Annotated in this window: 24 protein-coding genes; 23 read left to right on the plus strand and 1 reads right to left on the minus strand. The window is 48.6% G+C overall.

The window, feature by feature from the left end:
• Positions 1-156 precede the first annotated feature (156 nt).
• From DW720_RS02115 to DW720_RS02205, 19 genes are all read left to right on the plus strand, one after another.
• The gene (locus DW720_RS02115) at positions 157-1,341 is read left to right on the plus strand and encodes an AI-2E family transporter (RefSeq protein ID WP_147355500.1); all 1,185 of its coding nucleotides are present in this window, start codon (positions 157-159) and stop codon (positions 1,339-1,341) included.
• A 3-nt stretch (positions 1,342-1,344) separates the two neighbouring features.
• Positions 1,345-1,617, plus strand: a complete 273-nt coding sequence (locus DW720_RS15875) for a hypothetical protein (RefSeq protein WP_243099685.1) — start codon at positions 1,345-1,347, stop codon at positions 1,615-1,617.
• Positions 1,618-1,929: 312 nt separating this feature from the next.
• A complete protein-coding gene (locus tag DW720_RS02125; protein ID WP_118749204.1) occupies positions 1,930-2,469 on the plus strand; it encodes a histidine phosphatase family protein in 540 nt (179 codons plus the stop codon).
• 109 nt (positions 2,470-2,578) lie between these two features.
• On the plus strand, positions 2,579-3,361 hold the full coding sequence (locus tag DW720_RS02130; RefSeq protein ID WP_118749205.1) for an IclR family transcriptional regulator: 783 nt from the start codon (positions 2,579-2,581) through the stop codon (positions 3,359-3,361).
• A gap of 243 nt (positions 3,362-3,604) precedes the next feature.
• Positions 3,605-5,293, plus strand: a complete 1,689-nt coding sequence (locus DW720_RS02135; protein ID WP_118749206.1) for a nitrilase-related carbon-nitrogen hydrolase — start codon at positions 3,605-3,607, stop codon at positions 5,291-5,293.
• Between the two features lie 16 nt (positions 5,294-5,309).
• The gene (locus tag DW720_RS02140; protein WP_118749207.1) at positions 5,310-6,623 is read left to right on the plus strand and encodes a cytosine permease; all 1,314 of its coding nucleotides are present in this window, start codon (positions 5,310-5,312) and stop codon (positions 6,621-6,623) included.
• Between the two features lie 42 nt (positions 6,624-6,665).
• A complete protein-coding gene (locus DW720_RS02145; RefSeq protein ID WP_118471474.1) occupies positions 6,666-7,751 on the plus strand; it encodes a DUF917 family protein in 1,086 nt (361 codons plus the stop codon).
• Between the two features lie 238 nt (positions 7,752-7,989).
• Complete coding sequence (locus DW720_RS02150; RefSeq protein ID WP_227589689.1) at positions 7,990-8,667, plus strand: AroM family protein; 678 nt, start codon at positions 7,990-7,992, stop codon at positions 8,665-8,667.
• Between the two features lie 16 nt (positions 8,668-8,683).
• The gene (locus DW720_RS02155; protein ID WP_118637818.1) at positions 8,684-9,625 is read left to right on the plus strand and encodes an aminopeptidase; all 942 of its coding nucleotides are present in this window, start codon (positions 8,684-8,686) and stop codon (positions 9,623-9,625) included.
• A gap of 78 nt (positions 9,626-9,703) precedes the next feature.
• Positions 9,704-10,372, plus strand: coding sequence for an aspartate/glutamate racemase family protein (locus DW720_RS02160; protein WP_118749208.1), 669 nt, complete (start codon positions 9,704-9,706; stop codon positions 10,370-10,372).
• A gap of 382 nt (positions 10,373-10,754) precedes the next feature.
• Positions 10,755-12,098 (plus strand): MATE family efflux transporter, encoded by a 1,344-nt coding sequence (locus tag DW720_RS02165; protein ID WP_118749209.1) that lies wholly within the window; start codon positions 10,755-10,757, stop codon positions 12,096-12,098.
• Between the two features lie 135 nt (positions 12,099-12,233).
• Complete coding sequence (locus DW720_RS02170; RefSeq protein ID WP_118749210.1) at positions 12,234-12,395, plus strand: prepilin-type N-terminal cleavage/methylation domain-containing protein; 162 nt, start codon at positions 12,234-12,236, stop codon at positions 12,393-12,395.
• Positions 12,396-12,404: 9 nt separating this feature from the next.
• Positions 12,405-12,632 carry a hypothetical protein gene (locus tag DW720_RS02175; protein WP_118749211.1) on the plus strand — a complete coding sequence of 76 codons (228 nt, stop codon included), beginning with the start codon at positions 12,405-12,407 and terminating at the stop codon, positions 12,630-12,632.
• 311 nt (positions 12,633-12,943) lie between these two features.
• Positions 12,944-13,792 (plus strand): DNA adenine methylase, encoded by an 849-nt coding sequence (locus tag DW720_RS02180; RefSeq protein WP_118749212.1) that lies wholly within the window; start codon positions 12,944-12,946, stop codon positions 13,790-13,792.
• A complete protein-coding gene (locus DW720_RS02185) occupies positions 13,779-15,068 on the plus strand; it encodes a hypothetical protein (RefSeq protein WP_118749213.1) in 1,290 nt (429 codons plus the stop codon). The genes DW720_RS02180 and DW720_RS02185 overlap by 14 nt, the downstream gene beginning before the upstream one ends.
• A 149-nt stretch (positions 15,069-15,217) precedes the next feature.
• Positions 15,218-16,570, plus strand: a complete 1,353-nt coding sequence (locus DW720_RS02190) for an MATE family efflux transporter (protein WP_118672546.1) — start codon at positions 15,218-15,220, stop codon at positions 16,568-16,570.
• A 23-nt stretch (positions 16,571-16,593) separates the two neighbouring features.
• Positions 16,594-17,148 carry a phosphatase PAP2 family protein gene (locus DW720_RS02195; RefSeq protein ID WP_347560689.1) on the plus strand — a complete coding sequence of 185 codons (555 nt, stop codon included), beginning with the start codon at positions 16,594-16,596 and terminating at the stop codon, positions 17,146-17,148.
• A gap of 477 nt (positions 17,149-17,625) precedes the next feature.
• Positions 17,626-19,293 carry a 2-isopropylmalate synthase gene (gene leuA / locus DW720_RS02200; protein ID WP_118749215.1) on the plus strand — a complete coding sequence of 556 codons (1,668 nt, stop codon included), beginning with the start codon at positions 17,626-17,628 and terminating at the stop codon, positions 19,291-19,293.
• Positions 19,294-19,553: 260 nt separating this feature from the next.
• Positions 19,554-20,753: an amidohydrolase family protein gene (locus tag DW720_RS02205; protein WP_118749216.1), complete on the plus strand. Its 1,200-nt coding sequence runs from the start codon at positions 19,554-19,556 to the stop codon at positions 20,751-20,753.
• Positions 20,754-20,891: 138 nt separating this feature from the next.
• Here the strand turns inward: DW720_RS02205 and DW720_RS02210 are convergent, their stop codons facing one another.
• Positions 20,892-21,485: a cupin domain-containing protein gene (locus DW720_RS02210; protein ID WP_022360036.1), complete on the minus strand. Its 594-nt coding sequence runs from the start codon at positions 21,483-21,485 to the stop codon at positions 20,892-20,894.
• Positions 21,486-21,730: 245 nt separating this feature from the next.
• Between DW720_RS02210 and DW720_RS02215 the strand changes: the two genes are divergently transcribed.
• From DW720_RS02215 to DW720_RS02230, 4 genes are all read left to right on the plus strand, one after another.
• The gene (locus DW720_RS02215) at positions 21,731-22,537 is read left to right on the plus strand and encodes a threonine/serine exporter family protein (protein ID WP_022360037.1); all 807 of its coding nucleotides are present in this window, start codon (positions 21,731-21,733) and stop codon (positions 22,535-22,537) included.
• The gene (locus DW720_RS02220; protein ID WP_022360038.1) at positions 22,537-23,019 is read left to right on the plus strand and encodes a threonine/serine exporter family protein; all 483 of its coding nucleotides are present in this window, start codon (positions 22,537-22,539) and stop codon (positions 23,017-23,019) included. The genes DW720_RS02215 and DW720_RS02220 overlap by 1 nt, the downstream gene beginning before the upstream one ends.
• 119 nt (positions 23,020-23,138) lie before the next feature.
• The gene (locus tag DW720_RS02225; RefSeq protein ID WP_022360039.1) at positions 23,139-23,999 is read left to right on the plus strand and encodes a LicD family protein; all 861 of its coding nucleotides are present in this window, start codon (positions 23,139-23,141) and stop codon (positions 23,997-23,999) included.
• On the plus strand, positions 23,999-25,282 hold the full coding sequence (locus tag DW720_RS02230; protein WP_347560690.1) for a lipopolysaccharide biosynthesis protein: 1,284 nt from the start codon (positions 23,999-24,001) through the stop codon (positions 25,280-25,282). The genes DW720_RS02225 and DW720_RS02230 overlap by 1 nt, the downstream gene beginning before the upstream one ends.
• Positions 25,283-25,346 lie beyond the last annotated feature (64 nt).

A 25,346-nucleotide genomic window follows, 5' to 3' on the forward strand; every position in this document is an offset into this window, starting at 1 on the left:
TCAGTGCTCCGTTTATTCGCCTCTGGATTTGGGTCCTGACACCGTTGTAATACACAATAAAGCTATCGCGCGATTCACAAGGAGTGAGTATAAAGCCCTGCAAAAGTGCTTTCGGATTTAAAAAAAGGGATTCTGATACTGACAGAAAGGAAAAACATGGAGAAAAAATTGCAAAATCCAACCTCTAACAAAAATGAAACACCCGCACCGCAGGGAGGCAAATGGCCGGACGAGACGATCATTCGCTATATCATCCGTGCTTTTTTGCTGCTTATTGTATTCGCATGGGCGCTGGTAAACCTTGACGCTGTTTTGTGTTTTCTCGGCAAGGTGCTTGCACTGTTCACTCCGTTTCTGATCGGCGGCGCGATTGCTTTTTTGATCAACGTAGTTCTTCGACCAATGGAATGCTGCTGGAACAAGGCGTGCCGCAAAGCTCCTGCAAAGCTGACTCGCCCCGTGTGCCTGACAGCAAGCACCGTGCTTATCCTTGGAATTCTATTTGCTGTGGTATTTATGATGCTCCCCAGCTTGCGGGAATCCGGCGATGAGTTTATCCAAAACATTCCGGTCTATGTGGAGGAAATCGGGCGGTGGTGGGCTGGCGTTGTCCAGTTTGCTGCAAAATATAACATTGTCCTGCCCGAATATGTCATAGACTCTGACCTGTTGATTGAGAAGGTCACCGCCTTGATCAGTGACGAGAAAAGCGGGATTCTCACCGTGACATGGGGCGCGGCAACCTCTGTCCTGTCGGTTTTTGTAGATGTTCTCTTGGGGCTTGTTTTTGCACTTTATTTGCTTGCGAAGAAGGAGGTCGTCGCGGCACATTTGAAAAAACTCATTGAGACAGTCCTTCCGCAAAAGACGGCGCAGCGGCTTCTTAGTATTGCCGCGCTGACCAATCAGACCTTCACAAATTTTGTCAGCGGCCAGCTTACCGAAGCGGTTATCATCGGTGTTCTGTGCTTCTTTGGAATGCTGATTCTTGGGATTCCGTATGCCGGTGCTGTCTCCGCGTTTGTGGCCGTCACTGCGCTGATGCCGATTTTTGGCGCATGGATTGGCGGCGGCTTTGGTGCGTTTTTAATTCTGCTGGCAGAACCTGGCAAGGCTCTGTGGTTCATTCTCTTTCTGATCGTTTTGCAGCAGGTGGAGGGCAATCTGATTTATCCCAAGGTGGTCGGCAAGTCCGTCGGACTTCCTGGACTGCTTGTGCTGATGGCTGTTACGATTGGCGGCGAAGCATTCGGCATCTTAGGGATGCTGTTCAGCGTTCCCGTCTGCGCCGTGCTGTTCAGCCTTTATCTGGAGTTCATGAAGAAAGCAAGTACCCTTTAAGTTGTGGTCTATTCAACAAAGACCACGGCAATTATCGAGCATATTATTTACGATGAGATGGATGACCATTACGGCGCAGAGCCGGAATATCCCTGGAATGACTGGAAAGCTGTGCTGAGGCGCAACGACAATAATAAATGGTATGGTATGGTTCTGAAAGTATCTGCTGATAAGTTGGGGGCGTCGGAAGCAGCCGGCATTGATCTAGGGCTGCCGTTCGAGGAAAAACGAAGGGTTTTCGAGGGAGGCAAGTCAAATGGAAGGCGTTCGACTTGAATTATTCATTAGTTCTTGATAAGTAACCATTCGGTAATCATAGCGTAGTTATCGAATGGTTACTTTAATGAAGAAAATAATTATGGCGGAAGTCACAAAGAAACGGATTTTGAGAACAGCACTGGAACTGTTTGCGCATACGTGCCCAGTAAAGGATAGAGTTGTATCTTAACCTGAGTATAGTTATAATACAATTATGACAGCTGCTTTTCCAGGATTATCAATGACGGAAATGATGTATGACGATGATAGGCAGCAGGGAATTTCCTGGGTATAAAAAAGCTTGCGAAGCTAATGAGAAGGGATGACATCATGGGACATTTTTATTTTGTAAGACACGGACAGACTGTGTGGAATGTGGAGAATAAAATTTGCGGAGCAACAGACAGTCCGTTGACGGAGCATGGACGGCAGCAGGCGGCTGAAACCGGGAAAAATATTGTAGAAAGCGGAATCAAGGCAGATGAAATTCTCTATTCACCCCTTAGCCGTGCAGCAGATACAGCAAAAATTATTTCTGAAATGAGCGGGATTCCCTGCAGGGAAGAACCAAGACTCATAGAGCAGAACTTTGGAAAATGGGAGTCTACGCCGAGAGACGGCAAAGAGTTTAAGACGGCGAAAGAGTCATTTGCCTGCCGATATGAAGGGGGAGAATCCATGCTGCAACTTGCACAGCGTATCTATAATCTGCTGGATGAGATAAAACAGGAGTCTGACCATAAGACATACATTCTGGTGGCACACAATGGAATTTCAAGGATGATTCAGTCTTATTTTACGGATATGACTAATGAAGAATTTGCATCCTTTGGCGTAAAAAACTGCCAGGTGGTGCGGTATGACTTCTAATCTGGAGCGAGGGGGGCAGTAAAGCTTACCGGGAAGCAACGGGAGAGTAAAAATCACGTAACTGTGAAGGTACTGAACAGTTACAAAATCACAAACTTAAGGAGGAGAGATGAATTCAAATAAAAAGGAGGATGCGAGCTACCTGCAGACGGTTGGTCGTGCCCTAACTATTTTAGAAATGTTCAGACAGCAGAATACACTGTCTCTGCCGTCGATTGCCAGGGAGCTGGGGGTGGGAAAAACCATCGCCTATCGATTGGTACATACTTTGACCGAAGAGGGATTCTTAATACAGGATCCTTTTACGAAACAGTACTCTTTGGGAGAGCAGGTGCTGATATTGGGATTTTGTGCGGTGCATAGGCTGGATGTTAAACGAATTGCTCACGATTTTCTTTGGAATTTCCATGAGCGCACCAAGATCAGCACTTATCTTACTATTCCGTGTGGGAATCAGAGTTTGTGTGTGGATCGTGTGGTTTCAGATAATACTGGGCGTTTGAGTTCAGTGTTTGTGGGGGGAGTATACCCGTTGTTTCGTGGGGCAAGCAATCGAGTATTACTGGCATTTGCTTCGCCTCAATTTCAAAGCAACTATCTCAATAGCTTAGAGTTGGCAGAAGAGGAGAAGACTCAGCTGAAGGAGGATTTGAAAGCTGCTCGAGCTCGTGGATATGATATTACTCATAACAGGCTGACAGAGGGACTGTTTGCCGTCGGATTTCCTATCTATAACTCAGCTAACCAGCTAGTGGCTGGTCTGAGTGTAGGGGGAGTATATGATTTGGAACGACCAGACGCTGTGGAGAAATATATTCAGCAGGGGCGTCAACTGGCTGTTGAGATCAATAATCAAATGGGCTCAAACTATTACAGTAGAATATCTGATTGATTTGTTGAGATGCAAAGAAGAATGATAATATGAGAAATTCGGACAGAAGAAATACTCTTTTGTCTGGGTTTCTTTTTTTATTGCTAAAAATATTGATATAAAATTAATCTGTTAGAAAATGATGTAATATATTGACAAGACTCTGACAAGATGCTAATATAAAAACATAATTCCTATCTAAGTAATGCTGTTCCTATAATAGGAACCTCAAACAAATGAACGATAGAAAGGAGCGTGAGAATCATGAAATACAAAGGTGCTGCAATCCAATATGACTGCCATTTTATGGATAAAGAGAAAAACTTGGCTGCTCTGACGAACTTGGTGCGTCAGGCAGCAGCTCAAGGGGCGAAGCTCATTGTCCTGCCAGAAATGTGTGCGACTGGATACTATTTTGATAGCATGGAACAGGCGGCCGAGATGGCAGAGCCCATAGCAAATGGGCAAACGGTACGATTATTGGAGAATTTAGCAAAGGAGTTAGATTGCTATTTGGTTGCAGGACTTCCTGAGTCGGATGGAGAGAGGTTGTACAATTCAGCGGTTCTTATAGGACCGGAGGGGCTGATTGGCCGACATCGGAAAATGCACCATTATGTTCCTGATAGTACATGGGCTAAAACGGGAGATGAACCGGTAAAGGTGTTTAATACTCCTATTGGAAATATAGGCATACAAATTTGTATGGATCTAAGTTATCCGGAAGGACCTAGGTTAAGCAGGCTTATGGGAGCACAGGTTTTGTGTTCGCCTATGAACTGGAACGAGCCATCTATCCCTTCATCTATCTGGCTGACACGTGCTAAGGAAAACGGTATGTATGTGATTGCTTCTAATCGACACGGAAATGAAAAAGGATTCGATTTCTGCGGCGGAAGCGGGATTATTGATCCAGAGGGCAGAGTAGTGGCGTGTCATCCTTATGGAGATGGAATTGCTATGGCTGAGATTGATTTAGAGATGAAGCCGGATCGAAGCGAGATTCCTTTACGCCGCCCGAAGCTCTACCGTGAACTTCAGTTACAGCGTTATCCATGGTATCAGAGCCAGTATTACCAAGCATATGCTACGGAGCCATTGCTTGAGGGAAAGCAATTTTCAACGGCGGTATGCAGCATGAAACCGGAGAATCGGGAAGAAGGGTTTATGGCTGTAAAGCAGGCTATCAGTCAAGCTGGGAAGCAAGGAGAGCGCTTGCTGGTTCTGCCAGAACTGGTGCTTGGAGGTGTACCTGATGACTTGCAGCAAGCACAGTGCGTGGCCATTCGAGAGGATGATCCGGTGTGGAAAGAACTATCTTCTCTAGTCATGGAGAATCATGTGGATGTGATTCTGGGCTTTGTATTAGAAGAAAACGGGAAGCTATGGAATGCAGCAGCATGCTTGTGCGAGGATGGTTCTCGACATTACTATCGGAAGAGTCATCTGACTGAGAGGGAAGCACAGTGGGCGGAAGCAGGAGACCGTGCCGGACTGGTCCTTGATCGACCATATGGCAGAATCGGTGTACTGTTAGGCAACGAAATTTTTATTACGGAAGTGCCTCGATTGCTGGCAAATGGCGGATGCGATATTTTAGCTGTTCCAGCGGTGGAAAATCCGTCGTGCCCTCCTGGTATTCCAGCAGTCCAACAGGAGGTGGAACATTATCATCTTGCTAGGGTAAGGGCTAACGAAAATAATACATACGCGGTCTTTGCTGCTCAAAAAGGAGTGAGCGGCATATTTGGTCCGGATATGTTCCCGGTACCGCGGAATGAGGTGGTGCTCAACGAGAGCGGATTTGCAGATATGACAATGGATACTCGATTTATATTGTCAGATGAAAGTGGATGTCCAGCGATAAACCTGGTTCGAGAAAAGCCAATGCTTGGAACCAGACATACTACATGGTATGACAAGTTGATAGAAGAAACGGATTGTGTGCTTTAAAAGAAGGGAGAGCCATATGAGCGATAAAAAACATGATGTGAATGCTGTGACAACTGAGCCTAACGTGGAAGATCAGGATTATATTTATACTCCGGTTCCTCAGAATAAGCGGTACGGATGGATTAAGATGTTTTTCGTCTGGTTATGTTGGAATGTAGTAGTAGGAGACCTGGCTACAGGTACGGCGTTAGGATCCAGCATGAAGTTTCGGGATGCTCTCATTGCCCTGTCAATCGGTGATATTATATTAGTGGTGGTCATGATTATGACTGTGTATATCGGTTCAAAAACCGGATTGGCAGCAATGTCATTGATTCGGTTTACCGTAGGTCGGGTAGGAACTTATATTTTCTCGGCGATTATCTGTGTGACCTCCGTGGGTTGGTTTGCCACCCAGTTGGGCTTCTTTGGGCAGATTTGGTCTCAGTATCTTCCGATAAGTGTACCGATTCTGGCAGTGCTGGGCGGAATTATGATGGCGTCTACAGCAATTAAGGGATTTAAGGGAATGGAGAAGTTAAGCACATTTGCAGCGATTCCGTTGCTTCTGTTTATTGTTTTGGCACTGGTTAACTGTGTAAGATTGATTGGCGTAGATTCTTTGTTCTCTTATAGCCCTACGGGAAGTCAGATTGGCACCATGGCTACTGGCGTTACCACAGTTATTGGCAGCTGGGCAGCCGGAATGGCTACTGTTCCCGACTGCGGCCGATTTGCAAAGACGGATATCATAAAGATCTCTATCGTTTGGATCGCTGGTCTTTTCTTTGGTCATTTTCTGCTTCCAATTGCTGGTATTGCAGCTGCTCTGCATCTGGAAACATGGGATTTCGGAGTAGTATCTGATTACATCGGCGTATTGGCCACTGGTTCAGGAATCATTGGTGCTGTGCTTATTACTTTAGCTGCATGGACAACTAACCAGCAGAACCTGTACTCCGCATCCAATGCGACATGCAACATTATCGAAGTGAAGAAAAAGAGCACTGTTACCATTGTTCTGGGCGCGATCGGAATTGCTTTAGGTTTCTGTGGTGTGGTGGACTACTTTGTGCCGTATATGACATGGCTTGGTATTGTAATCCCGCCAATGGCTGCAGTTATGGTGGCTGATTATTTGGTACTGCCTTTGTTTGGAGTAAAACATAATTATAATTATAATGACATTTCTTACGAAAACCTTCCACTTATCAAGTGGCCTTCCGTTCTGGCTTGGGGATGTGGTGTAGCAGTTGCTATTTTCTCTCCGGGCATTCAGGCTATTAATGGTATGGTAGCTACGGTTGTGCTGCATGTGGTATTTAATCTGATGGCAAATAAGAAGAATTAAGGTGGAAGCATTTTGATGTAGAATATAGAAAGGAAGAAAGTTATGGAACATATTAGAATGAAATTGACAGAAGAACATGTCCGTTGGGCGGCTCTTGGTGGCTCCATTCTTGGCGGCGGTGGAGGCGGTTCGGCAAAGACCGGAGCTGAGTTCGGAGATCTGGCTGTGCGGTTCAGCCAGCTGGAATTAACCCCGTTGGATCAGATTGATCCGGAAACCGTGGTTGTCACAGCTTCTATGGTAGGGGCTCCTGCCGCACAGGAGAAGTTTGTCTCCCCGGCAGATATGATGCGCTGCGTGGAGCTCTTTACTCAAAGCACGGGTATTCGTCCAGGAGGTATCGTTACTAATGAGAATGGAGGCGGTTCTACGTTCAATGGATGGCTAGAGGCATCCATGCTGGGAATCCCTCTGATAGACGCTCCCTGCAACGGCCGTGCTCATCCTACGGGAGTGATGGGAAGCCTGAATCTTCATCGTGATCCCAATTATATTACTACCATGACCTGTGTGGGCGGACGAAAGGAATTGGGTCGACACGTGGAATGTACAGTTACAGGTTCTATTGATCATTGTTCTAAACTGGTGCGGGCGGCTGCTGTGGAGGCTGGAGGCCTTGTGGCTGTAATCCGGAACCCGGTGAAGGCTTCGTTCCTGCAAAAAAACAGCGCTGTGGGGGGCTTGTCACTGGCTATTGAGACGGGACGCCGTTATTCACAGGGATTAGAAAAGTCGGTAGAAAATGGTGTGCAGGAGGTTTGTGAATTTTTAGGCGGTGAGATATTGGCTCACGGTCCGGTAGAGGAGTATCAGCTGCGCAGTGAAGGCGGCTTTGATGTAGGTATCGTTAAGATTGGTGGATATGAGATGTCTTTCTGGAATGAGTACATGACGGTGGATGGACCAGATGGACAGCGCAAAGGCACATTCCCTGATCTGATTATGACATTTGACAGCCAGACTGGACGGCCAACGCCTACATCTGACTTGAAACAGGGCCAAGAAGTTTATCTCATTCATGTGGGTTATCAGCATCTGAAGTTGGCGGCTCCCATGTTTGACAAGGACTTATTGGCGGGCGTAGAGAAGATCATCAACCGTCCTATTGTGGATTGTGTGTCATTCTGATAAGGAGATAAGGAAATCTATGCGAAAGACCCCGCCGCCAAAATACTGGCAGCGGGGCCTTTGTAGATAGGACGTAACGGTTCAGTAGGTCTGTGCATTTACTGCACTGACCGTACGAAAACATGGGTCAGCAGGCAAAAATCCCATTGCCGTAGGCAATTTTTAATGGATTTTTGCGCGTGACTGTGAAGGTACTGAACAGTTACGATAGGGCAAGTATAAGATGGAGGAAATTAAGATGGTGAAGATGAAAGTTGGAGCAATAACCATTGGGCAGTCACCCAGGACGGATGTGGTACAAGAACTGTTTCCGCTGATGGGTGAGCAGGTGGAACTAATTCAGGCAGGTGCATTAGATGGGCTCACTCGGGAGGATATCCAGGCATTTGCACCAGGACCAGAGGATTATACTTTAATCTCACGACTTCGAGACGGAAGTTCGGTTATGATTGCCGAACGACATATTCTGCCCCAGCTGCAGCAGTGTATCGAACGGTTGGAAGAGCAGGGCGTAAATTTGATTCTGTTTTTGTGCACGGGGGATTTTCCGGCTGTGTTTCATTCTAAAGTGCCATTGATTTTTCCGTGCAAGGTGCTTAATGGGCTTGTGCCAGCCTTGTCTAATCGAGGAAAGATCGCTGTAGTGGTTCCAACACCGCAGCACGTGGATCAGACAGAGAAAAAGTGGAATCAGTATGTAAAGGAGAGTATTATTATTCCGGCTTCTCCCTACGGTAGCCAGGATGATTTGGATGCGGCGGCTAGAGCTGCAGCGAAAATGGATGTGGATCTGGTGGTAATGGACTGCATTGGCTATAATATCGGAATGAAAGAACAATTTCAAAAATTATCTGGAAAACGGGTGATTTTGTCCCGGACACTTGCAGTTCGGGTTATGATGGAACTGCTGTCATAAGAGGGAGGGAAATGCGATGGAACTGGCGGAAATTGGAAAAAATATTTTAACAAACTGCATGAATGTCAAACCGGGGGAGAATGTACTGATAGTGACCGATGATGAGAAGTATGCCATTGGTCAGGCCTTGTATCAGGCGGCTAAACTTTTGAAAGCAGAAGCTATGTTAATGACTATGACTGCTAGAGAGGTGTCTGGTCAGGAACCACCCGCTGTAGTGGCAGCTGCCATGAAAGCGGCGGATGTGGTAATTTGCCCCATGAAAACATCTATTACGCATACACGAGCCAAAATTGAGGCAGCGGAAGCTGGAGCAAGGATTGCTACAATGCCGGGAATCACGGAGGAAATGTTTGCCATGGGTGCTATGACTGCAGATTACAGTCGTGTTATGGCACTTACAGAGCAGGTGACTGATTTATTGACGAATGCCAATACAGCCCGCATAGAGAAAGATGGACATGTTTTAACGCTGGATCTTCGGGGACGGCGTGGAGTATCTAGCCCTGGTGTCTATCGGGAAAAGGGGCAGGCGGGAAATCTTCCTTCCGGAGAGTCCTACATAGCTCCGATAGAGACAGGAGCAAATGGTACGATGGTAATTGATGGATCTATGGTTGGAATCGGTTTATTAGAACAGCCTTTGGAAGTGAAAGTGAAGGACGGGGTTCTTCAAAGCATCCAAGGAAAAGAAGCAGAGAAACTGGAGATTCTCTTGAGAAATAAGAACAATGCCACTCTGTGTGAACTGGGCATTGGAACCAACTATGCGGCCAGACTGATCGGCGTTATTCTGGAGGATGAGAAAGCTTATCAAACGGTCCATATTGCCTTTGGTACTAACGTAGGATTTGGAGGAAATAATCAGGCAGACTGCCATATGGACGGAATTATTAAGAATCCCACATTGTATTTGGATGACAAGCTAGTTATATTAGATGGAGTTTTCCAGATTTAAGGAGATACTCCAATTGCTGCCTGAGTATTTTGCTCATGAAAGTATTTTTAGGAAACCAGGAGAGAAGGAACGTATAATATGAAAACTTATAAAGTTGGTCTGATTCGGGTGCTGACCACAGAGGACGAGGAATTGCTGCAGCTGCATGGAAAGCTGATAGAATCGTATTTCCCTATGTTCCAGGTGGTGTCACGATGTATTCCGGAACAACCGGAGGGAATTCATGACGATGAAACATTCGCTGTAGGTGTACCTAAGGTGGTGAATCTTGCAGTGGAACTGTGGAAGGAAGGCTGTCAGGCTATTATTATCAGCTGTGCCGGTGACCCGGGAGTTCCGGAGGCAAGACAGGCCGTACCGATTCCGGTTATAGGAGCGGGAGCCAGTACTGCAGCGTTGAGTCTGTTTTTTGGCAGTCATCCGGCTGTGTTGGGGATTACTGAAGATGTACCGTCAGGATATCAGCGGATATTCGGTGATCGGATTGTAGACAATGCAAAGGGAGATGGGGTAGAAAATGTCCTGGATTTGATGACAGACGGAGGATATAAAGCCACCATGAAAGCAGCGGCTGCGCAGAAAGAGATGGGGGCCGATGTGATTGCCCTTAGCTGTACAGGAATGTCCAGTATCCGTATTGCTCCCTCCATCGAAAAGACAGTAGGAATTCCGGTTCTGGATCCTGTTTTGTGTGAGGGACTGCTGACATTGTTTGAGCTATTGAGAAGAGAAAATATGGAGGATTAGGAGTTAGAATTAGGAAGCTTCGTCTATACTAAAATATAGGCGGAGCTTTTTTGTGTATAATGATTGTATCTTAAATGGAAGATCGATTATAATATAAATAGACAGAAAAACTGGCGGTTTATATAAATATTATGCTGGGTACACATACATTCCCAGCAGCTGCTGAACACAGTAAAAGGCAATGGAGGCACCGGATAACCATAGCTGCAACTGTGGCGCAGAAAGTGAATGAGTGAAATTATGAAACGAATTAACAATGTTATGCCAATTATTTCTGGACCCTGTTTTGGTTTTGCCGGAATTTTTGTACACGAATTACGGATCGTACTTGCTAAGTTCGTGCTTTCGGGTAAAAAGCAGGAAGTTGTGGAGGAATAGGATCATGTCAAAAGATGAGTATTTGATTACCGATGCGCCGCTGAAAGCGTTGACGGTTTTTGCAATGCCGATGATTCTCGGCAGTTTTTTTCAGCAGGTATACAATATGGCGGACTCCATTATCGTCGGCCAGTTTGTGGGTTCCTCCGCACTGGCGGCGGTTGGCGCCTGTGCAGCGCTGACGAATGTTTTCATTTGTGTGGCACTGGGGGCCGGTGCTGGTGCAGGTGTGCTTGTGAGCCGCTATTTCGGTGCCAAAGAGTATGGAAAAATGAAAACGATTGTGTCTACATCACTGATCAGCTTTTTGCTGCTGAGCATCATCCTTGGTGTCTTTGGCTTTTGTTTTTCCCATGCGATGATGAGCGGATTACAGACTCCTGCCGATATTCTGGAGGAAGCAGTGCTGTACCTGCGGGTCTATTTTGTGGGCTTTCCGTTTTTGTTCATGTACAATATTCTCTCTACCATGTTCACTTCCATCGGTGAATCAAAAATTCCGTTGGGACTGCTGATCTTTTCATCAATCCTGAATATTGTAATGGATCTTTGGATGGTAGCCGGTCTGGGACTTGGCGTGTTCGGTGCGGCGCTTGCAACTTTGATCGCACAGGGCATTTCGGCTGTGTTTTCACTTTTGATTTTCTTTTACCGGATGCGGCGGTATAAGAGTATCTTTGCCTGGTTTGAGGGACAGGAGCTGCGCTCGATGCTTCGGATTGCTGTTCCGTCGGTTCTTCAGCAGTCTACCGTATCCATCGGTATGATGATCGTACAGGCGGTGGTAAATCCTTTTGGCACACAGGCACTCGCCGGATACGCGGCAACGATGCGTGTAGAGAATGTTTTTTCCCTGATTTTTGTGTCCATCGGCAATGCGGTTTCCCCATTTGTTTCCCAGAATCTTGGCGCAAACAAAACCCAGCGCATCAAAAAAGGCTACCACGCAGCATTGGTGCTGGATGTGTGTTTTGCGGCGCTTGCTTTCCTTGTCATTGAAACGCTGCACACGCAGATTTCATCACTGTTCCTTGGAAAAGACGGAACCGCCCTGGCTTATCAGGTGTCTGGGGATTATATGAGATGGCTTGGTTACTTCTTTATCTTTATGGGAATTAAAATGGCGACCGATGGAGTCCTTCGCGGACTCGGAATCATGCAGCCATTCCTCATTGCCAACATGGTAAACCTTGCGATCCGCCTGTCCGTGGCATTGATCGGTGCACCACGTTTTGGCATTGATTTTGTTTGGCTTGCCGTGCCGGCAGGATGGCTTGCCAACTTTTTGGTGTCCTATGCGGCACTGAGAAAATCCTGGCCGGCTGAGAACGTGGAGCCATCCCGATAAATTTGGATGTATGGAAACGAAATACATACTTTTGCCTTGTTTGATTTATGAATATCGATTTTGTTAAAAATAGGTATTTGCTTTAGAGGAAAAAACGAATATAATAACATAAACTGACAGAAGGAGAAATTTGTGATGAAGAGACGGGAAGGTTTTACACTGGTTGAGCTATTGATAGTGGTGGTTATTATTGGAATACTGGTATCAATTTCAATTCCGATTTTTACGGCACAGATGCACAAGGCGAAGGTGGCGGCAGATTGGGCGAATCTCAGGGCATATTATGCGGAAATATAGGCAGATTATATGTCTACCCAGAAGAAGAATCCGAAAGTTAAAGTGATTGAGGATGCAGTGGGCGATTATGACTGGCATTCGGTAACTTTTTTAGATGGGCATACGGCTGAGATGAAGGCTGGAAGCTGTGCAGTTCATTTTGAGAAGGATAAAGGATATTCAATTGCGTATAACTGTAATAAATACCATAAAGAATGTGACTTGGGTTTGGGGGAGAACTACACTAGTCAAGGATAGAGTATTGAGAATACATAAGGAATTTACGCAGAAAGCGTAAATTCTGTGCATCGCGAAGCGTGTTACTGAGAACGCAGTGAACAGTAACAAATTAATAGTAAAGTGGATAACATCTACTTCTAATGCTGGACATCCACCCCAAAGTCAAGTATAATAAACTAGAACAGTTGTACGATTATAATAAACGGGTAATCAGAGCACAAGCGGACATCTGATTTCCCGTTTTTGTGTTGCAATGTATCCGGAAGAAGCTGCCGGCGGCAGGTTCTGTAGGTGAATAGAAAGACAAACAGAAGGAGGTACCCTATCCGATGTCAAGAAAAAATCCGTTCGTCATGCCCATCCTCAAATGGGTAGGCGGCAAACGGCAGCTGCTGGACAGCATCAATCCGCTGATCCCGGAATGTTCGACCTATTATGAGCCGTTTATCGGGGGCGGTGCGGTGCTCTTTGGGAGACAGCCGAACAAGGCGGTGATCAATGACTCCAACGAAGAGCTGATCAATGTATACCGGACGATCAAGGAAGAGCCGGAAGAGCTGATTGCGGCGCTGAGCGCACATAAGGAACAGAACTGCGAGGAGTATTATTATACGGTGCGGGCGTGGGATCGCGACAAGGAGACGTATCAGACGCGGACCAACGTCGAGCGGGCAGCGCGGATCATTTACCTGAACAAGACCTGCTACAACGGCCTGTTCCGCGTCAACAGCTCCGGCGAGTTCAATTCTCCGTGGGGCAGATATAAGAACCCGAATATCACGAACGAGGCGACGATCCATGCGCTGAATACGTATTTAAATAAAGCGAATATTACGATCAAATGCGGCGATTACCGCGAGGCGTTAAAGGGCATCCGGAAGGGCGCGTTCGTCTATTTTGACCCGCCTTATATGCCGATCAGCTCGTCGGCGTCGTTCACGGGCTACACCGCGGGCGGATTCGGGGAGGAAGAGCAGATCGCATTAAAAGAGCAGTGCGACATGTTGAATGCAAAGGGCATCAAGTTCCTGCTTTCCAATTCGTCCTGCGAATTTATCGAGGATTTATATAAAGATTACATCATCGACCACGTGGATGCCAAGCGCGCGATCAACGTGAAACCGGAGAAGCGCGGAGAGATTCAGGAAGTTCTGGTACGCAATTATGAGCTTGATTGATGATAAATGGAGAATTTTATTTGATAAATACCGGATTGAGCGGGAAATTGAGAAACATGGGCGGTTTTACATCACCGCTGACCAGATCCGCGAAGTCAAGGAACCGCGTCTGATGACGAAATTTGACACGCGGGAATCCCTGCCGCGGGTGTTTGGAAAGAAGATTTCGATTCTTCCGGTGTCGCGCGGCGGCTATGTGCTGGGCGAGTTTGACTTGTATCAGGATTTTCCGGAGATTCCGTCCGATATCAAACGGGTGACGAGCGCGAAGATACCCGATTACTTTGAGTCGATCGACCTTCATGACATCCGCTCGGAAGCCAGCGCGATCAACGTTATGAGCATCACGGGGATTCTGGATGATTTTCTGGGCGAGGATCGCATGGTGCAGACGGTTTCGGGGCGGATGGGGTCTGGAAATTTTGAGTTTTATGTCAGCGACTATCAAAAATCAGAGCCGATTGAAAAAAAGCCGCTTATCCAGGTACAGAATTCGCAAGTCGAGATCGACGGTGGATTTGAAAATGAGAATGTATTTACGCTGATCGAGGGAAAAAACGTCGTCCACAGCAATTTTCTGATCCGGCAGCTTTATTATCCGGCGAGACTCTGGGCGGAGAAGATACACAAGCCGATCCGTCCGGTGTTTATGGTGTATTCGAATAATATTTTCCGCCTGCTGGAATATGAATTTACGGACCTGCGCTACTACAATTCGCTGCGGCTGGTGCAGGAGCGAAATTACAGCTTAGAGGAAATCGAGATTACGCTGGATGATTTATACGATGTCTGGGCACGGACAAAGGTCAAGCCGGAACCGGCGGTTACCTTTATCCAGGCGGACAGCTTTTACAAGGTTATTTCACTGGTGGAACGGCTGAACGAGAATCCAATGACGGGCGGGGAGATCGCGCAGCTTTTTGGATTTAAGGAGCGACAGTCGGACTATTATTTCAACGCGTGCCGCTATCTGGGGCTGGCGGAGAAGCAGACGGATGAGGACGGCGTGAAAGTGCATATCACGGCGATGGGAAGACGGCTTTTGAAACTGCCGTATAGGGCGCGCCAGCTCGAATACGTCCGCCTGATTCTGGAACACCCGATTTTCCACGATTTATTTGAAGCTGCCCTTCAGATCGGAGATGTTCCGGACAAGGAGTATGTTGCAAAGAAAATGCGGGAATACCAGGTCTGCGGGGAGAATCTGATCGTGCGGAGGTCAAGTTCAGTGCGGGCATGGCTGTACTGGATTCTGACGCTGGTGAACGAAGGATAGGGAAATGGGAATTATTATATTTATCCGTTATCATGCTAAGGGGGTAATTTCGTCTCAGATGCGGCGGCGTCCGTGCATGTGATGCCTGACCGTTAGAAAAACAGACCATTTGGACAGAGAATAAAATATAGAAAGTTACAGGACAGCATATGGGCAGACAAGAGCAGACAAATCATCTTTTCAGCAATCGCGATCTGCGGATTCTTCTGGTTCCGCTGATCGTAGAGCAGATTTTAAACTCCCTGATGGGTACAGCGGACAGCATTATGGTCAGCAACGTGGGATCGGCGGCGATCTCGGCGGTTTCTTTGGTTGACTCCATCAATATTTTAGTGATACAGGCATTCTATGCGTTGGCGGCAGGCGGCACGATCGTCTGCTCCCAGTACATCGGACAGAAAGATAAGAAAAATGCGGAGGAATCCGCGAGACAGTTATCTTTTGTGGTGGCGTGCATCTCGTCGGCGGTCATGGCAGTCTGCCTTCTGACACGCGGACCGCTGCTGCGGCTGATTTTCGGCAGCGTCGAGGCGGATGTCATGGAGGCAGCGCAGATCTATTTCTTCTACACGGCGCTTTCGTTCCCATTTATCGCCCTCTATGATGCTGGTTCCTCGATCTACCGGGCGCAGGGAAATACAAGGCTTCCGATGACGATCGCGGTCGTCTCTAACGGGTTAAATATCGCCGGAAATGCGGTGCTTATCTGGGGCTTCCATCTTGGAGTTGCCGGTGCGGCGATTGCCACGCTCGGTTCCCGCGTTATCTCGGCAGTGGTGGTGTTTGCCTTTTTGCACAATCCCAGCCAGGAAATTGCGGTGCGTGACTATCTGCATATCCGTCCGGACGGACGCCGGATTATGCGGATTCTCTCATTGGGAATCCCAAACGGTATCGAAAATGCGATGTTCCAGTTTGGAAAGCTTGCGATTCAGTCAACCGTCTCGACCCTCGGGACGATCGCGATCGCAGCCCAGGCGATGACGAATATTCTGGAAAACTTAAACGGCATCGCGGCGATCGGTATCGGAATCGGTATGATGACTGTGGTCGGACAGTGTCTCGGCGCGGGGCGCAAGGATGAGGCGATCTATTATATCAAAAAATTGACGGCAGTGGCGGAGATCGTCATCATCGCAAGCTGTGCGCTCGTGTTTCTGGCGACGAAGCCGGTCACGATTCTGGGCGGCATGGAGCCGGAGAGTGCGAAGATGTGTCTCTACATGGTCGGATGGATCACGGTGGTAAAGCCGATCGTCTGGACGCTCGCATTTATTCCGGCATATGGAATGCGGGCTGCCGGGGATGTGAGGTTTTCGATGATTCTCTCCTGCATCAGTATGTGGGCGTTTCGGGTGACGCTGTGCATTTATCTCTGCCGCGTCCACGGCTTCGGACCGATCGCGGTATGGATCGGCATGTTTACAGACTGGACGATCCGGGGCATCGTATTCACATTCCGCTTTATGGGCCGGAGATGGCTCGCGCATAAAGTTGTGTAAAAAACAGAGGGAGCAAAATGAAAATGGAGTTACAAATACTGGATTGGATTCAGCAGATGCGGACGCCGGTGGGCGATATCTGGATGGTGTTTATTTCGCGGCTTGGAAATGCAGGAATGATTTGGATTCTGTTTACATGCCTGCTGCTTATGATTCCGCGGACGAGAAGATGGGGAGCTGCGCTGGCGGCAGCGCTCTGTCTGGATGCGATCATCTGTAATATCTTACTAAAGCCTATGGTTTGCCGGATCCGTCCGTGCGATGTGAACCAGACAGTTCAGCTGCTCATTGCCCGCCCGGCGGACTATTCCTTCCCGTCGGGACATACGGCGGCTTCGTTTGCTGCGGTCGCGGCTCTGTACTTTGCTGGGGCGAAAAAATGGTGGAAAATCACGCTGCCTCTGGCGATCCTGATGGCGTTTTCAAGAATGTATTTATATGTGCATTACCCGACCGATGTTTTGGGCGGCATGATTGTGGGATGCGCGGCGGGGTATTTTGGAAACCGGCTGGCGGCGCATCTGATACGGTCCTGGAGACAGAAGATGAAAAAACCAGAGGACAGAAAAAATAGATAATTTTATGTAAGAGATGCCAGAAGTTACTGGGCACGTATGCGTGTACAGTAATGCCAGAACACCTGTAATTGCCCCGTTTTTCTCTTGATATCCTTTATTTCCGATGGTATAATCTATAATCGAAATAATTTCTTTTATGATAGAAAAGGGATGATTATGATGGGGTTAGACCAGAATCAGTAATTTTATTCATTGTTAAAAGGTACGGCGTGATCTATCGACTCCAAAGCTTAGGATGATAGGAACTGCGTTTTTTGATGATGAGGTACCTGGAAAGCGACCAGGGGTAATGTGCTCTCGGAATCTTTCTGTGCTTGATTTTGTGAGATGATTTTTTTGTCAGTTGTGCCCAAATTTCTGAGGCGTTGGCGTTGCGTCCGCCTCTGAAATTCGGGTGCGGCTGGCGGAAAATCAGCCACAAAAGCAGGTGCAGAAAAGACTCCGAGAGTACATTATAGAGTGATGGAGGAGAAAGACATGTTAAATTACAAGAAATATAAGAGAGTTCCGGTGGTAGATTACCCGGAGCGTGAGTGGCCGAATAAAGAGATTGAGAAAGCGCCGATCTGGTGCAGCGTTGACCTGCGCGACGGCAACCAGGCACTGGTTGAGCCGATGGTCGTAGAGGAGAAGATCGAGATGTTCAACCTCCTGGTAAAACTTGGATTTAAAGAGATCGAGATTGGCTTCCCGGCAGCTTCCCAGATCGAGTACGATTTCCTGCGCCAGTTAGTAGAACGCAAGCTTATCCCGGACGACGTAGTTGTACAGGTTCTGACCCAGTGCCGCGAGCACCTGATCAAGAGAACCTTCGATGCCATCCAGGGTATTCCGAAGGCGATCGTACATATTTACAATTCGACTTCTACCTTACAGCGTGAGGTTGTATTCCATGCAGAGCGCGAGGAAGTAAAGCAGATCGCGATCGATGGTACCCGCATGGTAAAGAAATATATGAAAGATTACGACGGAAAAGTAATCCTTGAGTACTCTCCGGAGAGCTTTACCGGAACCGAGCTTGATTTTGCACTGGATATCTGCACCGCTGTACAGGAAGAGTGGGGCGCAACCCCGGACAATAAGATCATCATCAACCTTCCGGCAACGGTTGAGATGACGACTCCGAACGTATACGCAGACCAGATCGAGTGGATGAACAAGCATTTTAAGAACCGCGACAGCATTATTTTAAGTATCCATCCGCACAATGACCGTGGTACCGGCATTGCAGCGACCGAGCTGGCTCTCTTGGCAGGTGCAGACCGTGTCGAGGGTACACTGCTTGGAAACGGCGAGCGTACTGGTAATATCGACATATTAAATATCGCTTACAATATGTTCTCGCAGGGTATCAACCCGGAGTTGAATCTGGAAAATGTAAAGGAGATCACCGAGGTTTGCGAGCGCTGCACAAAGATGACCGTTGATCCGAGACATCCGTATGCAGGCAAGCTGGTATTTACCGCATTTTCCGGTTCCCATCAGGATGCGATCAGCAAAGGTATGCAGGCGCTTCAGAAGAGAACCGATGGCATCTGGGAGGTTCCGTACCTGCCGATCGATCCGAGCGATATCGGACGCGAGTACGAGCCGGTTGTCCGCATCAACAGCCAGTCCGGCAAGGGCGGCGTAGCCTTCGTTATGGATTCCTTCTACGGATTCCGTCTTCCGAAGGGAATGCACAAAGAGTTTGCTGACATTATCCAGAAGATTGCAGAAAAGCAGGGTGAGGTAGCTCCGGAGCAGATCATGGACGAGTTCCGTGCAAACTATCTGGACAGAAAAGAGCCGATGCACTTCAAAAAATGCCAGATCACAGACAAGGAGTACGAGGGCGGCGCATTCGCAACCGTTGCAATTCTTACCTTTACCGATCATGACACCGAGCGTACCGTTGAGGGCGTAGGTAACGGACCGATCGATGCGGTACAGAGAGCGATCGAGGAGGCACTTGGCATTGAGATCCGTGTTCTGGACTACAACGAGCATGCACTTCGTTCCGGTTCCGGCGCACAGGCAGCTTCCTACATCCACCTGATGGATGTAAAGAGCGGCCGGGCAACCTACGGTGTCGGCATCAGCTCCAACATTACGAGAGCATCGATCCGCGGTATCTTCAGTGCGGTAAACAGATTGTTCTACTAAGAATTAAAATGAATCAATTCAGGGTGACTGCTTGTGTACGTGTGGACAGTCGCTGGTTTGGGCGGTATGCAGAAATGTGTGCCGCTCTTTTTCTGCCTGCCCATCTTTTTTAAAACAGGTTTCACCGGATACTCCGCATTCCAATATTGACAAGAACAAAATCCCGGTGTTACGATATAGAAAACTGAAAAACTGCATGAAATGACGATATTCGACTGAAAATTTCATGCTTATGAAAAAGAGAAAGGAAGTCCGTGAAAATGATTCTAAGGGCAAAGTATTTAATTACCGGAGATGGAAGAACCTGCTTGCAGGATCAGGCGGTGTATCTGGATAAAGAGGGAAAAATCGGCTGGATAGGAGACGCAGCGGAAGCGGCGGGGCGCTACCCGGAAGAGATGGTAAAGGATTACGGCGAGGCGACGATCCTGCCGGGACTGTTTGATATGCATGTGCATTTTGGCTACTACTACAGCCAGCCGGATCTGGATAATTATGACGATTATATGGTGGCATACTATGCGCTGGAACAGGCGAAACAGTCGCTGCGGCTCGGCATTACGACGGTGCGCGATCTGTCCTGTCCGCCCAATCTGATGAAGCAGCTGCGTCTGGCAGGGCAGAAGGGGTATGTGACGGTCCCGCGAATCATCCATGCGGACGCAGGTATCTGCATGACCGGTGGACACGGACATCAGGATGGGGTCGAGGAGGCGGACAGCCCGTGGGGCGTGCGCGCCGCTATCCGAAGACAGCTGCGTGCGGGAGCTGACTGGGTCAAGATCCTGACGAGCAACCGTGGCGATATCCCGGAATTTACGCAGGAAGAGCTGGATGCAGCGGTCGATGAGGCGCACCGCCAGGGGGTGAAGATCGCGGTTCATTCGGGTACGCAGCCGTCGATTCAGATGTGTATTGACGCGGGATTTGACACGATCGAGCACGGAACCTTTTTAACAGAGGCGCAGGCGCGTCAGATGGCAGAAAAAGGAATCGCGTGGACGCCGACGATCACGGCGTACACGTATTTGTATGAGCAGACGAAGCAGATGATCGAGGCGGGTGTGGACATGGACAACCCGATCGCCGCCAGAGCCGTTCACGATCAGGCATTTTTCAAACCGGCGTTTGAGGCATACCGGGATAATTTTAAAAAGCTCTATGACACAGGGGTTACGGTGCTGGCAGGCAGCGATATGGTGCTTTACAAGGCACCGCCGCTTCCGATTCATCAGGAACTTGGCTATATGGTAGACTATGGAATCACGCCGATGGAGGCGATCCGCACGGCAACCTACAACGCGGCAAGCGTGCTTGGTATTGAGAACGAGACAGGCAGCCTGAAAGAAGGATTGGCTGGCGATTTGCTGATTGTAAAGGGGGATGTCTCAAAGAATATTCGTGCGCTGGATGATGTGCAGGAAGTGTATCTGGCAGGAAAAATAGTGTATACGGCGTAAAAGATATGAAAAAGCTGTCTTTTTCAGAAATGCAGGAGTTTTTGTTTCCTGAGATGGGAAAAACCAAAAAGAAAATAAAAACATCTTGAAATTCTAAAAGAGACAGCTTTTATTATGTTTCTATACCGCGCAGACTATTTAAAATACGACTTCATTCCCATGAACAAACGGATTCGGCGTGTGTACGGTCAGAATCTTAACGACACGGTTTGTGTTGTTGACCCAGTCATGCGGGGTCTGGGAGTGGATCTGGATGCTGTCGCCCGGATTCAGGCAGTATTCGCTGCCGTCCAGATATACGGTCAGGATACCCTCCAGAACGTAGATAAATTCTTCACCGTCGTGCTGATTCATCTCAAGCTGGTTTTCAGAGCTTGTGGTGGCAGACGGCATCAGGTGGAAAATACGCGGAAGACAGGCAAATCCCTGTGCATTTCCATTGACCAGGTACTGTACGATCTGGGGGTTGATCTGGGAACAGTGCATGGCAAAACTCCGGCTGACCGGGGATTTCTCCTGATCGGCGGAGGAGTCAAAGAACGAAGACAGACTAACTCCGAGAATCGTAGCAAGCTTTGCCAGAGAGTCGATTGCGATCGAAGAGAGACCGCGCTCCAACTGGGAAAGAAAGCCGATGGACAGACCGGACTCTTCGCTGAGCTGTTTCAGTGTGTATTTTTTTGCGGTACGGAAGGCTTTCACCTTGGCACCGATGGTAACATTATGATCCATAGATATATCCCCCTTGCGGCATCATTCTTTAATATAATATATCCACTATACAGGATTTTCAGTGGAACGTCAACCAAAGGGGGAGTTTTGGAGGGCAAATTTATTTCAAAATGGAACGTTTTTTTGGAAAAGGCTGAAATGGGCGGCAGATTTGGAGAAGTGAATCGGTGAGAGGATAGAAGGGGCAGGAGAATGGGATAGAGAAAACGGGTGGACAGAAAATAAAAAACAGGGGGAGAAACAGAATGAAGGAAATAGTACGCGCTTCGATCGAGGATTGTTCCCAGATCGAGCGCTTCCGTTTGGTGACCCGTCTGGGAAATGCGATTCTTTCCAACGGCGGGGAGGTATTCCGGGCGGAGCAGGCGATGGAGTATGCGGCGCGGGCGCTGCGTCTTGAAGCATTTAATGCGTATGTGATTGCGAATGGAATTTTTTCAAATGTGGTAATTGACGGGCGGTTTTATTCCAGCCGTATCTGTTATGTGCCGCTGGCACCTACGATTCTATGCCGGGTGGATGCCTTAAATGATCTGTCGAGAAAGATTGCGGCGGGTAAATGCGGTCCTTATGAGATGCGGATGCGCCTTGAGCAGATTGAACACATGAAAGTGCTCGAAAATCGGGGAAAGGTTCTGGCGGCAGGAATTGGAAGCGCTGGATTTTGTTACCTGTTCCAGGGCAGCCTGCGCGATACGGCGGCGGCATTTGTGGCGGGAGTGCTGCTGTATTTGTTCCTTTTATACGCAGCTCCGCGCTTTTCTTCGTCCCGGATGATGCAGACGATCATGACGAGCAGCGTGCTTGCATTGTGCTGTTGTTTGCTGTGCTGGATCGGGCTGGGAGAAAGCCTGGATCATGTCATGATCGGAGCTGTGTTCACGCTGGCGCCGGGTGTGCCGCTGACCAATTCGATCCGGAATTTTTTGGAAAATGATTATTTATCCGGTCTGATCCGTTTTGTAGACGCCTTTTTGACGGCGGGCTGTATTGCAATCGGAGTTGGTGTGGCACTGCGGTTCTGGATGTTTGCGATGGGAGGTATGCTCTGATGGAAATGGCAGGGGAAATTCTGGGGCAGCTTCTGGCGGCCTGTGTCGGAACTGCCGCCTTTTCGGCGCTGTTTGGAGTTCCGAAGAAGTATTGGCTGGACTGTGGTATCTGCGGGGCAGTCGGCTGGGGCGTGTATCTGGCGGTCATGGCAGCTTATCAGACGCCGATCATCGGGACCTTCGCGGCGAGCGCGGTTTTGACGATGCTGTCGCGCTGTCTGGCGATACAGCGGAAAGCGCCGACGATCCTCTTTCTGGTATGCGGCATCTTCCCGCTTGTGCCTGGAGCGGCGATCTACTATACCGCCTACAACTTCTTCATGGGGCAGGAAGCGCTGGCGCTCCAGTATGGCATGGATACAATCAAGATGGCGATCGCAATCGGGCTGGGGATCGGAGCGGCATATTCGCTTCCGGGACATCTGTTTGGATGGAAGCGGGAGATAGAGGTGTGGGAACCTGGGAAAGAAGGTAAAAAGTAGCCGCGGTTTACTTTTCCTTTAAAATATAGTAGAATACCCTCGTACTATTAAGGAAAATATGATCGGCTGCGGCAGGAGTGGGGTATTCTGCGGGCTTGGTGGAGGGGACAGACATCGATATGGACAGTAAATTTTATGAGCCAGAAGTTCTGAAACAGCTGCAGGGAGAGATTTTGTCGATTCTGGATGATTTTATCCGGATCTGTGAAGACTATCATCTGGAATATTTCGGGATAGCCGGAACGGGAATCGGTGCGCTGCGGCACAAGGGATTTATTCCCTGGGACGATGATATCGATATTGCGATGCCGCGGCGAGATTTTGAGCACCTGCTCCGGATCGTGGAAAAGAAGATGAGCGACCGGTATCTGGTTCTCAATGCGGAGCGATATCCCAATTATCCGCTGATGACGACCCGTCTGGTGAAGAAGGGGACGGTGTTTGTCGAGGAGGTTATGAAGGATGTGGACTGTCCGTTCGGTATCTTTCTGGATCTTTATGTGCTTGACAATGTGGCGGACAACCCGGTTCTATACCAGATTCAGTCGTGGACGGCATGGTTCTGGAGTAAGCTGATGATTCTGCGGGCGATTCCGCGCCCGACGCTGCAGCAGCGGGGCATCAAGGCGAAGCTTATCTGGGCGGTCTGCGGGATGGTCTACAAGGCGATGAAGCTGCTCCATATCTCGCCTCAGTGGCTGCGGATGCGCTGTGAGCGGGTCTGCCGCAAATACAATAAATACCGGACACGCCGGATGGCATTTCTGCCGGACACAAGCCCATACTGGAATGTCGTGGACCGGACACGCTGTTATCCGCTCCGGAAGCTGGAATTTGAGGGCAGACGCATGAATTTTCCGGGAAATATCGAGGAAATGCTGACAAATATGTACGGCGATTTCATGCAGCTTCCGCCGGTTGAGAAGCGCAAAACACACACACCGAGCCGGCTGGAATTTTCAAAGGAAGAGATACTGTAGTGATAAAATATTTAGCGAACGCTCTGATTGGTGGAGACGGGCAGATTGAAAAACGAAATATGAGCTGGAATATGATAGGGAGCTTTCTCTATGCGCTGGCGTCCATGGTGCTGACGATCGCGGTCATCCAGATTGTCGGCGAGGATGAGGGCGGTATCTTCTCCTTTGCGTATTCTACATTTGGTCAGCATATGTTTATGGTGGCCTATTTTGGCATCCGTCCGTTCCAGATCACGGATACGAGGCGGCGGTTTACGTTTGGCGAATATCTGCGGCTGCGCCTGATGACCTGTGGTGCGGCGCTGGTGGCTGGGCTTTTTTATGTGACGGTGATCAACCGGGACTATGCCTTTGTCAAGGCGGCGACGGTATTTTTGATGGTAGCGTACAAGGTGATCGATGGTTTCGCGGACGCTTATGAGGCAGAATTTCAGCGTGACGGACGCCTGTATCTGACGGGCAAATCAAATGCATTCCGGACGGTTTTATCAGTCGGTGTCTTTTTGGGCTGTTTGAATGCGACCCATAACCTGGTCGGCTCCTGCCTGGCGGCAGTACTGGCGCAGCTGGTGGGCGTGTGCCTGTTTGATTTTTCGGTAATTGGTCATCTGCCGCAGGTGGACTGGGAGGTCCGCTCCGGACGTGTCGGGCTGTTGTTTAAAGAAAATGTAGTTCTGTTTTTATCGGTTATCCTGGATTTTTATATTTTTTCTGCCGCGAAATATGCGATCGAGGGCAATATGGCGGACAAGTATCAGGCGGTATTCGGTGCGATCTTCATGCCGACCAGCGTCATCAATCTGGTGGCAGGCTTCGTCATCCGCCCGTATATCACGAAACTCTCGGATCAGTGGGAGCGGAATGCGCTCCCGGAATTTGCCGGGACGGTAGGCCGGCTGGCGGCAATCATCGCGGCGCTTACGGCGCTGGCAGTCGGGGGTGCCTGGATTCTCGGAATCCCGGTTCTCTCAATGTTATATCCGAAGATTGCGTATATGCTGCGGGAATGCCGCCTGGCGCTGGCGTTTATCATTCTGGGCGGCGCGTTTAATGCGTATGTGAATCTGTTTTATTATGCACTCATCATTATGCAGGAGCAGAAACGAATTTTTCTGGGTTATGTCGGTGTGACGGCAGCGGCGCTCCTTATTTCTTCGCCCTGTGTACGGGCGGCGGGACTGCTGGGAGGATCGCTTTCGTATCTGCTTTTGATGGCGGCACTGACTGCTTGCTTTGGACTGACGTCGCTTGTGATGTACCGGAGACGGGTACGCGGGATATAGAACTTGTTTAGAATGTACTCTCGGAGTCTTTCTGCACTTGCTTTTGTGGCTGATTTTCCGCCAG

The sequence above is a fragment of the Clostridium sp. AM27-28 genome (assembly GCF_003480955.1).
Classification (GTDB): Bacteria; Bacillota; Clostridia; order Lachnospirales; family Lachnospiraceae; genus Otoolea; species Otoolea fessa.

Excerpts from the sequence above, each read along its gene's own strand:
- DW720_RS02115 (WP_147355500.1), top strand. The coding sequence starts at position 157 with ATGGAGAAAAAATTGCAAAATCCAACCTCTAACAAAAATGAAACACCC.
- DW720_RS02125 (WP_118749204.1), top strand. The coding sequence starts at position 1,930 with ATGGGACATTTTTATTTTGTAAGACACGGACAGACTGTGTGGAATGTG.
- DW720_RS02130 (WP_118749205.1), top strand. The coding sequence starts at position 2,579 with ATGAATTCAAATAAAAAGGAGGATGCGAGCTACCTGCAGACGGTTGGT.
- DW720_RS02135 (WP_118749206.1), top strand. The coding sequence starts at position 3,605 with ATGAAATACAAAGGTGCTGCAATCCAATATGACTGCCATTTTATGGAT.
- DW720_RS02140 (WP_118749207.1), top strand. The coding sequence starts at position 5,310 with ATGAGCGATAAAAAACATGATGTGAATGCTGTGACAACTGAGCCTAAC.
- DW720_RS02145 (WP_118471474.1), top strand. The coding sequence starts at position 6,666 with ATGGAACATATTAGAATGAAATTGACAGAAGAACATGTCCGTTGGGCG.
- DW720_RS02150 (WP_227589689.1), top strand. The coding sequence starts at position 7,990 with ATGGTGAAGATGAAAGTTGGAGCAATAACCATTGGGCAGTCACCCAGG.
- DW720_RS02155 (WP_118637818.1), top strand. The coding sequence starts at position 8,684 with ATGGAACTGGCGGAAATTGGAAAAAATATTTTAACAAACTGCATGAAT.
- DW720_RS02160 (WP_118749208.1), top strand. The coding sequence starts at position 9,704 with ATGAAAACTTATAAAGTTGGTCTGATTCGGGTGCTGACCACAGAGGAC.
- DW720_RS02165 (WP_118749209.1), top strand. The coding sequence starts at position 10,755 with ATGTCAAAAGATGAGTATTTGATTACCGATGCGCCGCTGAAAGCGTTG.
- DW720_RS02170 (WP_118749210.1), top strand. The coding sequence starts at position 12,234 with ATGAAGAGACGGGAAGGTTTTACACTGGTTGAGCTATTGATAGTGGTG.
- DW720_RS02175 (WP_118749211.1), top strand. The coding sequence starts at position 12,405 with ATGTCTACCCAGAAGAAGAATCCGAAAGTTAAAGTGATTGAGGATGCA.
- DW720_RS02180 (WP_118749212.1), top strand. The coding sequence starts at position 12,944 with ATGTCAAGAAAAAATCCGTTCGTCATGCCCATCCTCAAATGGGTAGGC.
- DW720_RS02185 (WP_118749213.1), top strand. The coding sequence starts at position 13,779 with ATGAGCTTGATTGATGATAAATGGAGAATTTTATTTGATAAATACCGG.
- DW720_RS02190 (WP_118672546.1), top strand. The coding sequence starts at position 15,218 with ATGGGCAGACAAGAGCAGACAAATCATCTTTTCAGCAATCGCGATCTG.
- DW720_RS02195 (WP_347560689.1), top strand. The coding sequence starts at position 16,594 with ATGGAGTTACAAATACTGGATTGGATTCAGCAGATGCGGACGCCGGTG.
- leuA (WP_118749215.1), top strand. The coding sequence starts at position 17,626 with ATGTTAAATTACAAGAAATATAAGAGAGTTCCGGTGGTAGATTACCCG.
- DW720_RS02205 (WP_118749216.1), top strand. The coding sequence starts at position 19,554 with ATGATTCTAAGGGCAAAGTATTTAATTACCGGAGATGGAAGAACCTGC.
- DW720_RS02210 (WP_022360036.1), bottom strand. The coding sequence starts at position 21,485 with ATGGATCATAATGTTACCATCGGTGCCAAGGTGAAAGCCTTCCGTACC.
- DW720_RS02215 (WP_022360037.1), top strand. The coding sequence starts at position 21,731 with ATGAAGGAAATAGTACGCGCTTCGATCGAGGATTGTTCCCAGATCGAG.
- DW720_RS02220 (WP_022360038.1), top strand. The coding sequence starts at position 22,537 with ATGGAAATGGCAGGGGAAATTCTGGGGCAGCTTCTGGCGGCCTGTGTC.
- DW720_RS02225 (WP_022360039.1), top strand. The coding sequence starts at position 23,139 with ATGGACAGTAAATTTTATGAGCCAGAAGTTCTGAAACAGCTGCAGGGA.